Source organism: Mesorhizobium huakuii (assembly GCF_014189455.1).
GTDB classification, from domain to species: Bacteria; Pseudomonadota; Alphaproteobacteria; order Rhizobiales; family Rhizobiaceae; genus Mesorhizobium; species Mesorhizobium huakuii_A.
Genome location: NZ_CP050296.1, coordinates 5,819,818 through 5,835,237, shown reverse-complemented (window position 1 = coordinate 5,835,237; position 15,420 = coordinate 5,819,818). Strand labels below are relative to the sequence as shown.

General features: G+C 60.1%; 14 protein-coding genes and 1 pseudogene. 10 read left to right on the top strand and 5 right to left on the bottom strand.

Features of this window, described 5'->3' with window-relative positions:
- The first annotated feature begins 135 nt into the window (after window positions 1-135).
- From HB778_RS28300 to HB778_RS28290, 3 genes and pseudogenes are all read left to right on the top strand, one after another.
- Window positions 136-3,910 (top strand): annotated as a pseudogene (locus tag HB778_RS28300) (vitamin B12-dependent ribonucleotide reductase).
- A 10-nt stretch (window positions 3,911-3,920) separates the two neighbouring features.
- Window positions 3,921-4,544 carry a hypothetical protein gene (locus tag HB778_RS28295; protein ID WP_183458722.1) on the top strand — a complete coding sequence of 208 codons (624 nt, stop codon included), beginning with the start codon at window positions 3,921-3,923 and terminating at the stop codon, window positions 4,542-4,544.
- Window positions 4,545-4,567: 23 nt separating this feature from the next.
- The gene (locus HB778_RS28290) at window positions 4,568-5,623 is read left to right on the top strand and encodes an AIPR family protein (protein ID WP_183458720.1); all 1,056 of its coding nucleotides are present in this window, start codon (window positions 4,568-4,570) and stop codon (window positions 5,621-5,623) included.
- Window positions 5,624-5,626: 3 nt separating this feature from the next.
- Here HB778_RS28290 and HB778_RS28285 read toward each other — a convergent pair whose 3' ends face one another.
- Entirely contained in the window at window positions 5,627-5,860 is a 234-nt protein-coding gene (locus tag HB778_RS28285) for a hypothetical protein (protein ID WP_244661658.1), read from the bottom strand.
- Window positions 5,861-6,037: 177 nt separating this feature from the next.
- On the opposite strand from HB778_RS28285, the gene HB778_RS28280 reads away from it, so the two are divergent.
- Together HB778_RS28280 and HB778_RS28275 are read left to right on the top strand one after the other, a co-directional pair.
- A complete protein-coding gene (locus HB778_RS28280) occupies window positions 6,038-6,292 on the top strand; it encodes a hypothetical protein (RefSeq protein ID WP_244661657.1) in 255 nt (84 codons plus the stop codon).
- Window positions 6,293-6,400: 108 nt separating this feature from the next.
- Complete coding sequence (locus HB778_RS28275; protein ID WP_183458718.1) at window positions 6,401-6,595, top strand: hypothetical protein; 195 nt, start codon at window positions 6,401-6,403, stop codon at window positions 6,593-6,595.
- 33 nt (window positions 6,596-6,628) lie between these two features.
- Here HB778_RS28275 and HB778_RS28270 read toward each other — a convergent pair whose 3' ends face one another.
- The gene (locus HB778_RS28270; protein WP_183458717.1) at window positions 6,629-7,702 is read right to left on the bottom strand and encodes a glycoside hydrolase family 25 protein; all 1,074 of its coding nucleotides are present in this window, start codon (window positions 7,700-7,702) and stop codon (window positions 6,629-6,631) included.
- Between the two features lie 303 nt (window positions 7,703-8,005).
- On the opposite strand from HB778_RS28270, the gene HB778_RS28265 reads away from it, so the two are divergent.
- The 5 genes from HB778_RS28265 to HB778_RS28245 all read left to right on the top strand — a co-directional run bounded on the left by HB778_RS28265 (window position 8,006) and on the right by HB778_RS28245 (window position 12,773).
- Complete coding sequence (locus tag HB778_RS28265; RefSeq protein ID WP_244661656.1) at window positions 8,006-8,923, top strand: DUF1402 family protein; 918 nt, start codon at window positions 8,006-8,008, stop codon at window positions 8,921-8,923.
- 25 nt (window positions 8,924-8,948) lie between these two features.
- On the top strand, window positions 8,949-9,578 hold the full coding sequence (locus HB778_RS28260; RefSeq protein ID WP_183458715.1) for a DedA family protein: 630 nt from the start codon (window positions 8,949-8,951) through the stop codon (window positions 9,576-9,578).
- 157 nt (window positions 9,579-9,735) lie between these two features.
- Window positions 9,736-10,487, top strand: a protein-coding gene (locus tag HB778_RS28255; protein WP_183457067.1) for an IS5 family transposase whose coding sequence is annotated in 2 segments (ribosomal slippage) — window positions 9,736-10,066 and window positions 10,066-10,487 — 753 coding nt in all. Because the reading frame shifts where the segments join, the coding sequence is not laid out codon by codon here.
- A gap of 62 nt (window positions 10,488-10,549) precedes the next feature.
- Window positions 10,550-11,764 (top strand): IS701 family transposase, encoded by a 1,215-nt coding sequence (locus HB778_RS28250; RefSeq protein ID WP_183445108.1) that lies wholly within the window; start codon window positions 10,550-10,552, stop codon window positions 11,762-11,764.
- Between the two features lie 299 nt (window positions 11,765-12,063).
- A protein-coding gene (locus tag HB778_RS28245; RefSeq protein WP_432421263.1) for an IS5 family transposase occupies window positions 12,064-12,773 on the top strand; the annotation gives its coding sequence in 2 pieces (ribosomal slippage) (window positions 12,064-12,340 and window positions 12,340-12,773; 711 coding nt in all).
- A 21-nt stretch (window positions 12,774-12,794) separates the two neighbouring features.
- Here HB778_RS28245 and HB778_RS28240 read toward each other — a convergent pair.
- From HB778_RS28240 to HB778_RS28230, 3 genes are all read right to left on the bottom strand, one after another.
- Entirely contained in the window at window positions 12,795-13,586 is a 792-nt protein-coding gene (locus HB778_RS28240) for a phosphodiester glycosidase family protein (RefSeq protein WP_183458713.1), read from the bottom strand.
- Between the two features lie 183 nt (window positions 13,587-13,769).
- A complete protein-coding gene (locus tag HB778_RS28235) occupies window positions 13,770-14,390 on the bottom strand; it encodes a transglutaminase-like cysteine peptidase (RefSeq protein WP_183458711.1) in 621 nt (206 codons plus the stop codon).
- A gap of 135 nt (window positions 14,391-14,525) precedes the next feature.
- Window positions 14,526-15,398 (bottom strand): undecaprenyl-diphosphate phosphatase, encoded by an 873-nt coding sequence (locus tag HB778_RS28230; RefSeq protein WP_183458709.1) that lies wholly within the window; start codon window positions 15,396-15,398, stop codon window positions 14,526-14,528.
- Window positions 15,399-15,420 lie beyond the last annotated feature (22 nt).

The window sequence follows — 15,420 nt, the reverse complement described above, 5'->3', positions numbered from 1 at the left end:
CAGAGGCCGGCGGGAACCGCGAAATGGAGAGCCGGCGTTTTCGAACGCCGGCGGACGGCGGACATGCGTGTTTCGCATTAGGGGGCAGAAATCCCCTGACGAAAGCGCTATATATAGACAAAAGGGACCGGACCAATGCGCATCGAGCGTCGCTTCACCAAGCCAGGGCAATCTGCTTATGCGGAGATCGAATTCCGCAAGGCACTTTCCGAGATCAAGAATCCGGATGGCTCGGTGGTGTTCCGTCTCGACAACATCGATGTGCCTGCGCAGTTCTCCCAGGTTGCCGCCGACATCCTGGCGCAGAAGTATTTCCGCAAGGCTGGCGTCCCCGCACGGTTGAAGAAGGTCGAGGAGAACGACGTCCCCTCCTTCCTGTGGCGCTCCGTTGCCGATGAAGCCGAACTTGCCAAACTGCCGGAAGCCGAGCGCTATGGCTCCGAGATCGACGCCCGTCAGGTCTTTGACCGCCTCGCCGGCACCTGGACCTATTGGGGCTACAAGGGCGGCTACTTCAAGTCGGAGGAAGACGCGCGCACCTTCCGCGACGAGCTCGCCTATATGCTGGCCACGCAGCGCGTCGCGCCCAATTCACCGCAATGGTTCAACACTGGGTTGCACTGGGCATACGGCATTGACGGTCCGAGTCAGGGCCACTTCTATGTCGACCCCTTCACCGGCAAGCTGACCAAGTCGAAATCCTCCTACGAGCACCCGCAGCCGCATGCCTGCTTCATCCAGGGCGTGCAGGACGACCTCGTCAACGAGGGCGGCATCATGGATCTGTGGGTGCGTGAAGCGCGCTTGTTCAAATACGGCTCCGGCACCGGCTCGAACTTCTCGCTGCTGCGCGGCGAAGGCGAAAAGCTGTCCGGCGGAGGCCGATCGTCCGGCCTGATGAGCTTCCTCAAGATCGGCGACCGCGCCGCGGGCGCCATCAAGTCGGGCGGCACGACGCGCCGTGCTGCGAAAATGGTCATCGTCGACGCCGACCATCCCGATATCGAGGAATTCATCGACTGGAAGGTCAATGAAGAGCAAAAGGTCGCCTCGCTGGTGACCGGCTCCAAGATCGTCAAGAAGCATCTCGAAGCCATCATGAAGGCTTGCGTCAACTGCGAAGGCCATGACGACGACTGCTTCGATCCGGCCATCAACACGGCGCTGAAGCGCGAGATCAAGGCAGCCAAGAAGTCGGCCGTGCCGGAGAACTACATCTACCGCGTCATCCAGTTCGCCAAGCAGGGCTACACCTCGATGTCGTTCAAGACCTACGACACCGACTGGGATTCGGATGCCTATCTGACGGTCTCGGGCCAGAACTCCAACAATTCGGTGTCGCTGAAGGACAATTTCCTGCGCGCCGTCGAGGACGATGCCGACTGGCATCTGACCGCCCGCAAGGACGGCAAGGTGCTGAAGACGCTGAAGGCCAGGGATCTCTGGGAAAAGATTGGCTACGCCGCCTGGGCGTCGGCTGATCCGGGCCTGCATTTCAACACGACGATGAACGACTGGCACACCTGCGCTTCGGCCGGTGCGATCCGGGCCTCCAATCCGTGCTCGGAATACATGTTCCTTGACGACACGGCCTGCAACCTCGCCTCGATCAACCTGCTGCCCTACCGCAACGCCGACGGCACGATCGACATCGCGGCTTACGAGCATACGGTGCGGCTGTGGACCATCGTTCTCGAAATCTCTGTGATGATGGCGCAGTTCCCGTCGAAGGAGATCGCCAAGCTCTCCTACGAATACCGCACGCTCGGCCTCGGCTACGCCAACATTGGCGGCCTGCTGATGACCTCGGGCATTCCCTATGACTCCGAGGAGGGCCGCGCCATCTGCGCAGCACTCACCGCGATCATGACCGGCGTCGCCTACGCCACCTCGGCGGAAATGGCCTCCGAGCTTGGCGCCTTCCCGGACTATGACCGCAACGCGCAGAACATGCTGCGCGTCATGCGCAACCATCGCCGCGCCGCCTATGGCGACAAGGACGGCTATGAGAAGCTCGCCGTCAACCCGGTGCCGCTGGTCGCTTCCGACCTCAAGCAGCAGGCGCTTGCCGAGCATGCGAAAGCCGCCTGGGACCGCGCCATCGAGCTTGGCGAGGAGCACGGCTACCGCAATGCGCAGGCAACCGTGATCGCGCCGACCGGCACGATTGGTCTCGTCATGGATTGCGACACCACCGGCATCGAGCCTGACTTCGCGCTGGTGAAGTTCAAGAAGCTCGCCGGCGGCGGCTACTTCAAGATCATCAACCGCGCCGTGCCGGAAGCGCTGCGCACGCTCGGCTATTCCGAAGCCCAGATCGGCGAGATCGAGGCCTATGCGGTCGGCCACGGCAACCTCAACCAGGCGCCGGCAATCAACCCCGGCTCGCTCAAGGCGAAAGGCTTCACCGACGAGAAGATCGCGGCGCTCAATGCGGCGCTGAAGTCGGCCTTCGACATCAAGTTCGTCTTCAACCAGTGGACGCTCGGCGCCGACTGGGTGAAGGGAGACGTTCGGCTTCACCGACGAGCAACTCAACGACTTCTCGTTCGAGATCTTGCCGGCGCTGGGCTTCTCCAGGAAGGACATCGAGGCCGCCAACATCCATGTCTGCGGTGCGATGACTTTGGAAGGCGCGCCCTTCCTCAAGGCCGAACATATCGCGGTGTTCGACTGCGCCAGCCCGTGCGGCAAGATCGGTAAGCGTTCGCTTTCGATCAACAGCCACATCCAGATGATGGCGGCGGCACAGCCCTTCATCTCGGGCGCGATTTCCAAGACCATCAACATGCCCAACGATGCGACGGTGGAAGACGCCAAGGGCGCCTACATGCTGTCGTGGAAGCTGGCGCTGAAGGCCAACGCGCTTTACCGCGACGGCTCAAAACTGTCGCAGCCGCTGAATGCCTCGCTGCTCGCCGATGGCGAGGAGGACGAGGACGATGCGGTCGAGCAGTTGATTGCGGCCCCGGCGGCAGCGCGCGCGGCGCAGATCACCGAGCGGATCGTCGAGCGCATCATCGAACGCGTGTCGCGCGAGCAGGAAAAGCTGCCCGGTCGCCGCAAGGGTTACACCCAGAAGGCCAAGATCGGCGGCAACACCATCTTCCTGCGCACCGGCGAATATGATGATGGCCGCCTCGGCGAGATCTTCATCGACATGAACAAGGAAGGCGCGACCCTGCGTGGCCTCCTCAACAACTTCGCCATCGCGATTTCGCTCGGCCTGCAGTACGGCGTGCCGCTCGACGAATATGTGCATGCCTTCACCTTCACCAAGTTCGAGCCGGCCGGCATGGTCATCGGCAACGATGCCATCAAGAGCGCGACATCGATCCTCGACTATGTGTTCCGTGAACTGGCGATCTCCTATCTCGGCCGCAACGACCTTGCGCATGTCGACCAGTCGGACTTCTCCAACACCGCGCTCGGCCGCGGCATCAGCGAAGGCAAGACCGACGCCGTTTCCAAGGGCCTGACCCGCGGTTCGCCGGTGAAGCTGGTGTCGAGGGCGATCGGCAACGAGCCGAAGGGCTTTGCCGGCGCCGGCACCCCTGCCCGCTCGGCGCCCACGGCCTTCTCCGGCTCCAATGTGCTGGCGCTGAAGCCGGCCAGCGACGAGGCGATCGCCTACAAGCGCGACTATGAGGAGCGCGCCAAGGAACTGGCCGAGGACATCGCCTTCGAGGAAGTGGCCGGCTCTGCTTCCGACACCACGGCGGCGCTGTTCACCGACGCCGCGGCCAATGAAGCCGCCGAAGCGAAGAAACTCGCCGCCGACCGCCGCGCCAAGTCACTGCTGCAAGGCTACACCGGCAATTCCTGCTCCGAGTGCCAGAATTTCACGATGGTGCGGAACGGGACTTGCGAGAAGTGCGATACGTGCGGTGCTACGAGCGGGTGCAGCTGAGGGGATTTGATTGAGCCCAAAAGTCGTAAATGCAACGACGCCGACAATCCTAGATTTCGGCGTCGTTGAAAGCGGCATACGGGAACGTGAGAGCGCCAGCGTCTCGCGCAGTGATGCATTCACTAGACTAGCGTTAGAAACTGTCTTTGGGCTACCTCAACCAGAAGTCGCCGAGTATATCGTTGACGGCTTTGATGACCGCGGCATCGACATTGTCTATATCGACCACGACAATCGTGTAATAAATATCGGGTCATGCAAGACGGTTGTCTCATATAAAAATTCTCGGAAGAATTTCCCCGGCGACGAAATTGATAAGATAATCTCTTTTGTTGAAGACCTCGTTCTTAATCGCGAGGACATGCTTAAAACATGTAACGGCCCTCTAGCTGCCAAAGTTAGGGAAATATGGGATATTTTTGCGGAAGAGAGTTATCGGATTTCGGTTCATCTCTTTTCAAACCAGGCCACACTTCAAAGAGATGCTCACAACCGACTAGTTGAAGCTCTGAGCCGTCACGAAATTGCGCTGTTCGAATATGGATTGTTCGAGCTATCTCATGGTGTCGTAAAGGCCACTAAGCCTCGGTTCAGAAAAAGATTGTTCCGTCAGATGATGCTGCGTTCAGCGTAAAAGAGGCCAACAAGCGGGCTGTCATGCTGAAGGTCTCGTTGAAGGAACTGACTCAGTTTCTCAGCGCAGAAAATCAAACATTCGATGAACGATTAATTTGGCAAAACGTTCGATATTTCCTTGGCTTGGATAATGAGGTCAATAGGGAAATCCGCGAAACATTACTGTCCGGACAGGCAAGCGATTTTTGGTTCTTGAACTCCGGTCTTACAATCGTTTGCGAACAGATAGTTTCAGTAGCGAATGGCCGACACCCTATAACGATGGTAAACCCTCAGATCGTGAATGGCTGTCAAACCGCGACTGTCATTCATGCGGTTTCGACCGGAACCATGGCCGACCTAGCCGACGGCTATGTTCATGTGAAAATCATCGAAACGAACGATAGTACATTTATCGAACGGGTTGCTCTCGCAAGCAACACTCAGAGCCGCATCCTGAATCGCGACTTGAGAGCAAACGACAACATACAGCGCCAACTTGTTGAGTGTCTTCGGCCTCACAACTATTTCTATGTCAGGAAGCGCGGAGAGAACGCACCTCGTCCAGGAATGAGGATGATCGATGCGGCGAGAGCAGGCCAGCTCGTCCTGGCGTACCTTTGCGGCGAACCGACGAAGAGCAAAACTAATTCGAACGATATATTTGGCGACCTATATGAGGAGGCATTCAATCCTCACGCAGTAACGCCCGAGATAATAATCGCGGCGCACGAATGTTATTCCGTGATCGAGCGTCGCAGAAAAGAAATCCTAGCCTGGCAGGCATCGGTTACTCGAAATTCCTTTGAGGAATCATGGCTGATCGAAGGCCATTTTCATTTACTATTCGTCATTGGTGAACTCATGCGCCGGGCTTCCATTCCGTTGTCAGAGACGACAATAGCCATTGGCCTGATTGAGAAGGCGAGCAGCATCCTGAGGACTTTTGTCGAGCGGAATCAAAAAGTTGCAAACTATCGCCTCTTCCGTTTGGCTAGATCTCGGGAGGAAATCCTGAAGATCATCGACAATAACTCCAAGCCGGATGAGGCTAACCCGGTTCAGATCGAGCTATTCCAATATTTAGGATCGGCGTAGCGCCTACTGCACCCTGAGCGTCTGCTCGTCAAACAACGGCTCGTCTTGCCCCACCCGGACAAACAGCACCTTGCGCCCCTCACCCGCCGGCACCTCGAAATACTGGATGCCGTCAGGCATTTCGCCCCAGTCGCCGCAGGGCGGTTCGGGAACTTCGTTGGGGTCGGCAAGTGCCGTCAGTTCCTTCGCATAGGCAACGTCGGGGCTGAATGTGTAGCGCTTGACGCCGGCGGGCACGGTGCCCTCCGTGTACGGCGCCAGCACGCAACGGGCGCTGACGGCCTTGTCGGTCTTTTTCCAGGAACAGGCGCTGCAACGCCCTGGTGGAAAATCTGGTTCGAAGCGGCCGGCGTGCCCTTCGATCCCGCTCGCATCATCCCAGGCCCGGCACTCGGCGGGCAGTCTTATGACGCCATGGCGGCTCTGACCGATCAGGCTGCTGCCATCCTCACCCAAAACCTCTACAGCGCGCTTTTGGCGAAGGGGCAGCTGATAAAACCTTTCGACATCGTCGGATCCGACGGCGACGGCTATTGGCTGGTGCACCTGGAAAGCCGCCGCAACACGCCTAAGATCAAGGTGTTCCGGGACTGGGTGCTGGCGCAGACCGCGGATATTCGAGCGCAAGAAGCGCGCCAGACAGGACCAGTGGGATTGGCGGCCCGTTAGCAAAAGCCATAGTGTTGCCTATGCCCATCGACACGATGACGTGATGGAAGGGTAATTTGACGACCGATGCGATCCGATGGAGAAATTCTCAGGGAGGATAGCCGGAAGATGGCCAAGAGCGACGAAACCGAAGACGACACCGACATCGTCAATCAGCTCGCCTATGTCAGAGCCGATCCAACCCAGCACGACACGTTGACACTTCTCACCATGATCGATGCCGCGATTGCCGAGATCATGGCTTTGAGGAGAAAGCTGCGGCTGAGCGAGGAGAGGAATGGCGGGGGCAACCAGCTCCAATAGGCGGCAGAACCAGAGCGAAGGCCGACGCGAACCCTAGTCCGCGTCGGCCATCATCTGACGGCCGCCGCCGCCGGCCCAGGCGCGCCATTGCCGCTCGTCGCCATGGAAGACGTTGAGGTCGATGCGGCCGGTCACGCCGTGCGACAGGCCTGAGCCGGAATACTGCCAGAACAGCCATTTGCGGCCGGGATAGACCTTCGACGGGTGCCGTGCCACCGCGCGCAGCCAGAAGGGATAGTCGAGAAAGGCGCCCTGGAGGTTGTCGCGATAGAAATCCGGCGAGGTGTAGATGATCGGACGCTGGCCGTAGTGACGCTCCAGCTTGTCCATGAACACCTGCATCTTCTCCAGCACCTTTTCGCGCGACGGCCGCCTTTGGCAGCTGGAATCGCCATTCCATTCGACATCGATTACCGGCGGCAAGGCGCCATCGACCTTCGGCACGTTGCGGATGAACCAGTCGGCCTGCTCGCCGGCGGTGCGGCACCAGTAGAAGAAATGATAGGCGCCACGCTTCAGCCCGGCGGCATCGGCATTGCGCCAGTTCTTCATGAACATCGGATCGAGGTGGTCGCCGCCATCGGTCGCCTTGATGTAGGCGAAATTGGCGCCCTGGGCACGCAGCTTCCCCCAGTTCACGTCACCTTGCCAGCGCGATACGTCGACGCCGTGCACGGCAAGGTGCCGGGGCGAGGAGCGGCCGAAATTGATCGGCTTGGCATCGCGAAAGCCGTAGCGCGTGACCGGCCCGGCAAGCATCGGCGGGGCTGCGCGCGACAAGAGCTTTGGCGGCGAGACCAGGGCTGCCGGCTCGACCGGCGGATCGACGCTGTCCGGCAATTCAGGCGCCGGAAACGCCACCGTCTCTTCCTCCGCCAGGCCGAAAGGCGGAGCATTGTCGTCAGCGGGCGCGGCCTCGGCCAGCTTGCGCACCTTGTTGGCCTTGGTCATGGGTACAGACGCGATCGGTGCGCTTGGCCGCACCACCGAGCTGGTGGTTTCATTCGACGGCTTCTGCATGTCGAGCGCGTCCATGCCCGATGTCGACGAGCAGCCGGCAAGGCACAGCGCTGCGATCACGAAACTGATGGCGCCTGGTAACCGCATCTGGACCTGTACTCAAAACACAACAGACCGAAGGCAACGGCCCACGGACAACCAGCCCAGTTATGAACGAGAAATTACCAATAAAGTTTGAATCAAGTTTTTTACCATGACTGTGACCCGTTTCAGACGTTCTCCGTCGACGGTCGGCTCAGCCTTGACAGTGCCATGATGTGGCTGTTGAGACGGGATGCGGCGTTTGCCGCCGGCATTTCCCACGATTCCCAAAAAGGCGCCCGATGATTGCGTTGCAGCGGCTTCTCCTGGTCCCCCCTGCTCGTGGCCCTGTCCTGCGGCGGCGCGCTCATGGGCGAGACCGCGCACGCCAGCGCGCTGACCGTCGTTCCCCCCGGTAATCGCTCGCAGACGCAACCGCCGATCCCGGATGCATCGGCGACGCGGACCCGGGCCTTCAAGACCACCTATGCGGAAAAATACCAGAAGATTGTCGCGCTGCTGAAGCGCGAGAAGAAACTGGTGGCGCATATCAAGCAGGTGGCGGCGGCTTACGATATCGACCCCATCCATATCGTCGGCGCTCTGGTCGGCGAACATACCTACAATGTGACCGCTGTCGGTTCGGTCCAGACCTACTATGTGAAGGCGCTGTCCTATTCCGGCCTCGACTTTGCCTTCCGCTACAAGGGCGTGCCGGTGCAGACCTTTGTCCAGCGGCCGGAATTCGCGGCCTGCGCCGAGGCCAAGGACAGTGCCACTCTTTGGAGTTGCCGCGACAGGGTGTGGGTCGACCGTTTCCGCGGCAAGACGGTCGACGGCGTTACCTATGACGCGATGACCTTCCAGCAGGCCTTCTTCCAGCCCTTCTTCGCCGGCCAGACATTCGGCCTCGGCCAGATCAGCCCGCTGACCGCGCTTGAGGTGACCGACCTGGTCAACAAGGTGAGCGGTTACGACAGGCTGACGCCGGATCATCCGCAGGCGATCTATCGCGATGTCATGGATCCCGACCGCAGCATCGTCTACATCGCCGCGATCGTGCGCGACGCCATCGATGCCTACAAGGAACAGGGCTTCGACATCTCAGGCAATCCGGGCATCACCGCGACGCTCTACAATGTCGGCCAGCCCCGGCTGCGCGCGGCCGACCTGCGCGCGGCGGTTGCCGGTGGCAAGGGCCGCAAGCTGCCGGTCGAGAATTATTACGGCTGGCTCGTCAACGACAAGCTCGACGAACTCAGAAGCCTGCTCGACAGCGGCAGCTGAGAAACGCTTTTAACAGGGAGCCTGCGTGCAGTCGTTCATCGACCAGAGCGTCTGTTTCATCGAGAACCATCAGGCCTGGGCCGGCCTCGTGGTCGGGCTGCTGGCCTTCGGCGAGTCACTGGTGCTGGTCGGCATTCTCCTGCCTGGCACCACGGTGCTCATCATCGTCGGCGGCCTGGTGGGAGCCGGCATCGTCCAGCCTCTGCCGGTACTTCTCGCCGCGATGATCGGGGCGGCGCTCGGCGATACCATCTCCTACTTCCTCGGCAGATGGCTGGGGCGCGGTGTCGTCCATAAATGGCCGCTCAACCGCTACCGCCGCGAGGTCGCCAGGGCGCGGCTGTTCTTCCATCGTTATGGTTTTGCAGCGGTTTTCATCGGCCGATTCTTCGGCCCGGTCCGTGCCACCGTGCCACTGGTCGCGGGCATGATGGGCATGCACCGGCGCCGCTTCCAGATCGCCAACATCCTGTCGGCGATCATCTGGGCTCCGGTCGTGCTGTCGCCGGGATGGCTGGTGGCCAAGGGCGCCGGCAGCATCCCCGAACTCGATGTGACCAGCCTGTTCGGGTTGGCTGGGATCGCCGCGATCGCCTTGATCATCATCGCGGTGATCGCCCTCAAGCTCCGGCGCAGGCGAACCGCCCGCGCCTAAAGCGCGTTGCATCGAAGCGGGTACACGCGACGCGCTTTAGGTCTTTGTTTTGATGCATGTCGTTCTCCCAAAACCGAGATCACTTTTGGGCGACATGCACTAAGGCTTGTTGAGATTCAGGATTCCAGTTTTGGCTTGGTTGTGATTCAAGCTTTGGATGGACCGATTCGTGCTGACGGACGCCCAATGGGCGAAGATGGAACCGCATTGTCTGGGTAAACCAACCGACCCCGGACGAAGTGGGGGTGACAATCGCCGCTTCATTGAAGCCTTGCTTTGGATCGTGCGGACCGGAAGCCCATGGCGAGATCTTCCCGCCTTCTTCGGGAGCTGGAACACCGTTTTCAAGCGCTACCGCGATTGGGTCAAAGCCGATGTTTTTATAAAGCTTTTCGAGGCCTGCTCGGATGAACCGGACATGGAATACGCCATGGTCGATGCCACCATCGTCAAGGTCCACCGCCATGGACAGGGCGCAAAAGGGGGACTCAAAGCCAGGCCATAGGCCGCTCCAAGGGCGGCATGACCACCAAAATCCTGGCGCTCACCGATGCACTTGGAAATCTGGTGCGCTTTGTCCTTTTGCCCGGCCAGCGGTTCGACACGGTGGGCGTTGCACCGCTCATTGATGGTGTCTGCTTCGGCGGCTTGATCGCCGACAAAGCCTTCGACAGCAACACCATCATTGCCGATCTGAACGAGCGCGGCGCCAAGATCGTTATTTCACAGCACTCCCGTCGCGCTTCTCCCCTGCCGCTCGACAAGGAACTCTACAAATGGCGCCACCTAATCGAGAACTTCTTCTGCAAACTCAAGGAGTTCAAGCGCATCGCCATGCGTGCCGACAAAACCGACCATAGCTTTGCAGCCTTCATCAATCTCGCGGCTGCCGTCATTAACTCACGATGAATCTCAACAAGCCTTAGCATTACAGTTGCATATTTATCTACGGTCTGAATCTATGGGTCTCCATGATTCGGAGGTCATGGATGACAGGTGCATCAATCGAGACGACGCTTGAGCTTTGGGCATCATCGCTGCGTGACGTGAAGGCTCGCATGCGCGGACTGTTTACGCAGGAGCGAGTTGCAGCCTCTGCGAACCTCTTCCTGGACGGCCTGCTGGGTGACGAGCGGCGTAAGACAGGTTGGATGCGCGCTGAGGCGGCCGGTGACCCCGGCCCGTGGCGGCAACAAGCCGTTCTGGGTCGCGGGCGTTGGGACGCGGACGCACTTCGCGACATCGTGCGAGAGTATGTTGTAGAAAACCTCGCCACGGATGATGCGGTCCTGGTCATCGACGAGACGGGCTTCCTCAAGCAGGGCAAGACGTCGTGCGGTGTTGCGCGTCAATATACAGGTTCGGCAGGCAAGATAACGAACTGCCAGATCGGTGTGTTCGCCGCCTATGTGTCCGCTCGCGGTCATGCCTTTATCGACCGGGCCTTGTACTTGCCCAAAAGCTGGACCGGAGATCGGGCAAGGCTTGCAGCAACCCATGTTCCTGAGGCTATAGCCTTCGCTACCAAGCCAGGCTTGGCTGTCGATATGATACGGCGTGCGCTGGCAGCCGATGTGCCGTTTTCATGGGTGGCCGCAGATGCGGTGTATGGCGTCGGGGACGTCGAAGGAACCCTGCGCCGAGCCTGCAAAGGCTACGTTCTTGGGGTCAAATCGGACCACCATTTCGGCTCCTGGTCGGGTAAGCCTCCGGTCGCCGGCACAGCTCAGGAGATCGCCCGTGATCTTGATCCAACTGCATGGCAGCGTCTTTCCGCCGGTGAGGGCACCAAAGGCGCGCGGCTTCATGACTGGGCCTACTGCGAACTCGCCGATCTCGATGCCGACGAATATAACGAGACGAAATCGGGGCTTTGGACCCGTGGCCTCCTAATCCGGCGCAATATCAGCGACGGTGATCTCGCATTCTTCACCACATGGTGCCCGGCCGGGACGGGCATCCAGACGCTCGTTTCCGTTGAAGGCCATCGCTGGGCGATCGAAGACAGCTTCGAGACCGCCAAGAACGAGCTCGGACTCGATCACAACGAAACCCGGTCATGGCATGGCTGGCATCGCCACGTCTCCCTCGTCATGCTGGCCTTCGCCATGATGGCGGTGATCCGATACCGCGCCAATGACGTGACGCCCCAAAAAAGACCGCGGATGCCGACCATCAGGATTTGATCCGCTGGTCTATCCAGGAAGTCCGGCGCATCGCCATCAGACTCGCCCAGCGTCGCATAAAACCCGCCTACGTCATCGCATGGTCATGCTGGAGGCGCGCCCATCAGGCGGCCGCTCGACGAGCTCATCTGAAATCTAAACCGCAACTGTAATGTTAGGTCGTGGTGAGGATTTAACGGTTGGGATTCCCAGGATCGGGCAAATCAGATTCAAGACTGCTTTTGGGAGAAGCAGTCTTGGCCGAGAGCTACGATCCAGATCGCCTGAACGATGCGCAATGGGCGCGATTAGCACCTCTGATGCCTGGTGGCTGCAAGGGCAAGCGCGGCCCACGCACCAACAACCGGCTGTTCATGGATGCTATTTTCTGGATGGCCCGTTCCGGGGCACGCTGGCGCGACCTGCCGGAGCGGTTCGGTGACCATCGTATCGTGAAGCGTCGCTACTACGACTGGGTGGGACGGGGCGTCTTACATGATCTCTTCCAGGCGCTGAGCCAAGATGGGGATTTCGAATGGCTGTGCGTGGACGCCACCGTCATCCGCGCCCATCAGCACGCCAGCGGGGCGCGCAAGCAAAAGGGGGGCCTGATGCCCAGGGGCTGGGCCGCTCAAAGGGCGGCTTAGGCACTAAGCTGCACGTCGCCACCGATAGCCTCGGCAATCCTGCCAACCTCCTTGCCAGCCCGGGCCATCGGGGCGAGGTTCTTTTTGGTGCCCCCTTGATCAAGGGGATCGCATGCCGCTTCGTCATCGCCGATCGGGCCTATGATGCCGAGCACTTTCACGACACCATTCTGGACGCCGGTGCCGAGCCAGTCATACCACCTCGGCCCAACCGCCGCAGGCCGCATGCTTACGACAAGGATCTCTATAAGGAACGCAATCTGGTCGAGCGCTTCTTCAACAAGCTCAAGCACTTTCGGCGCATCGCAACCCGCTACGACAAACTGCTTGCCAACTTCATGGGCTTCGTCACACTCGGCGCAATCCACATCCTGCTGAGGTAAAAGTTAAATCCTCACCACGACCTAGCCCCTTTTCCTGAACACCCCGATCATCGGCCCCAGATTCCAATAATCATCGTTGCGACCAATCGCGGGCGCGAACAGGCTCGATATCGTGCCGTCGAGAAACAGCGCATTGTCGCAGCCGAGCGCATCGCGAAACAGCCGGGCGAATGCATGGAAGTTCACGGTGCCGTTCGAAATGGCAAAGACCGCGACACCGTCCTTGCGCACCCCGACGCCATCGCGGGTCTTGAGTGAGGTGCCGTCGGACTGGAATTTCGGATGAAGCTGGCCGTCGATCACCAGCATCGGCCCGGATTGCGTCGCATAGTCGGTGGATGGCCGCTTCCTGACAAAATCCCTGGTCGCCCGGACCGTGGCCTTGCCGCCGCTGATGTAGAAGATGCCATTCGGCTGTAGCGAGAAATTGCCGCTTCCCGATCCCGTCTTCACACCGGCCATCTCCTGGCCACGTTCGACATAGAGGCCAACCGGCCTGAGGTCTGGATGATACATGCCGCCATTGATGGCAAACAGCATGGTGCGGCCGGCCGCACGCTGGGCGGTGTCGAGATTGTGCAGCGACTGGAAAGGCTTGCCAGCCGGGTCCTTCCAGAACAGTTCGATCGAATAAAGTTTCGGATCAACCTCGCAGATGAGGTAGCTCGTCGCCTCGAAGGCGAAGTCGCGGCACGGCGGCAGCGACACGAACCATTGGCCGAGTGCCATCGTCGTGGCGACTGCCTGCGGCAGCGCGGCCTTGACCAGGCCCAGCAGCAGGGGCGCGGCGTTGAGAAGTATCAGAAAGTCCATGCGCCTGCGGATGCCAGCTTCAATCAGCTGTCGTGGTTATCACCACTTGCTGGCACCATGGAAGACCGGCACGAAAGGATCGGATCGGATTTCAATTTCGGACGCGCCGGGGCCAACTGAGCAATTCCAGGAAAAGTGTGAAGCGGTTTTCCGTCCGGAATTGCGTCAATACAAAGATCTCGACTATTTGACAGCGCTGACCAGCTGTTCGTCGCCACCCAGAATGGAGACCCAGTGCCCGGTATTGTCGCTCGCCTGCCTTTTCAGATAGCGATAGCTCGTCTGGTTCCAGAGGCGAACCTTGTCGGTCAGATTGTCGAGGATGAAGTCGCCCTTGTCGGTGCGCACCGTCAGCACCGCGTGGCCTTCGCCATCCGGCTTGCGAACCACCGTCATCAAAAGATTGGCTATGGCAATGCCCAGGCTGTTGAGCTCACGCCGCTTTTCCAGCGCGTAATCCTCACAGTCGCCAAAACCGTTGTCCGGATAGGCCCACCACTCGTCCTTGCGGTAATTGTCCATGTCGCTCATCGGCTTGACGCGCGTGTTGACCGAGAGATTCACGGCTGAGATATCGTGCAGCAGTTTGCTGGTCAGATGCTCCGGCACGCTGTTGGGCGAGCGGATCGAGCATTCGGCGACATGGATCTTGCAAAAATCATAATGGCCGATCGGCTGGGAGGTCGAGCCGCCGACAACCATGGAAGCAGGCGCTGCATAGGCCCCAACCGAACAGAAAGCGGTCAGCGCAACCGCCAGCCCCAGCCCCTTCGCCTTGCGGCGCCAACCCATCGAGGATGCCATCCGGCCCCACCCATCCGTTTTGTTAACAGAATGTTAAGGGCTGTTATCTTCCGAAGTCAATGAACCCAGTTGATCACTTCTCCGGGGGATCGACGCACGCATCCAAGTGGTTGCTCGCGCGCAACACTGAGCCTGCTAAGCCAGCCATCCCATCGCCACACCGAGCAACAGGACGACGCCGAGCAGGCCGCGGTAGATGACGAAGGGCCAGGCGGAGAAGCGTTCCAGCACGCGCATCAGGCCCCAGATGGCGAAGAAGGCGGAGATCGAGGCGACGACCAGTCCGGTGGCAAGGACCGACCAGCCATGGGCGTCGAGATGAACCTTGTGCAGTTCCCACAACTCCTTGAGACCGGCCAGCGCGATCGCCGGCAGCCCGAGCAGGAACGAGAAGCGCGCCGCCTCGGCCCGCTTGAAGCCGAGCCCCAGCGCTGCTGTCAAGGTTGAGCCAGAACGCGAGACGCCGGGTATCAGCGCGCCGATCTGGGCCACGCCGACGAGCAGTGCGTCGGTGAGCGAGGCTTCGCCGATGGTGCGCTTGTGGCGGGCGAAAATCTCGGCGAGCGCCAGCAAAATCGCCATGACGATGCAGGACCAGCCGATCACGCTCAGGCTGCGCAGCGGCGAATTGCAGGCGTTGAGAACGCCCGATAGCGCGACGCCGGCAATGACGATCGGGATCGTCGCCAGCACGATCCAGGAAGCCAGCTGGAAATGCCGGTCGGCGAAGTCGCGGCGCGTGAGCGCGTCGAGCGAACCGAACAGAAGATCCCTGACATCGCCCCAGAAATAGCTGATCACGGCGGCAAGGGCTGCAAGCTGCATGGCGGCGGAGAAGGCGGAGCCCGGATCCTGCCAGCCGAGCACCGCCGGCACGATGCGCATATGGGCGGTCGAGGAAATCGGCAGCAATTCGGTGATGCCCTGCACCACGCCGAGAAAGGCGACCTTGGCAAATCCCAGGCCGACGAAGCCGGTGTCCACGCCTTGAGTGCAGATGTCTGCCATATCGAGCCTTTCTGTCGAACAA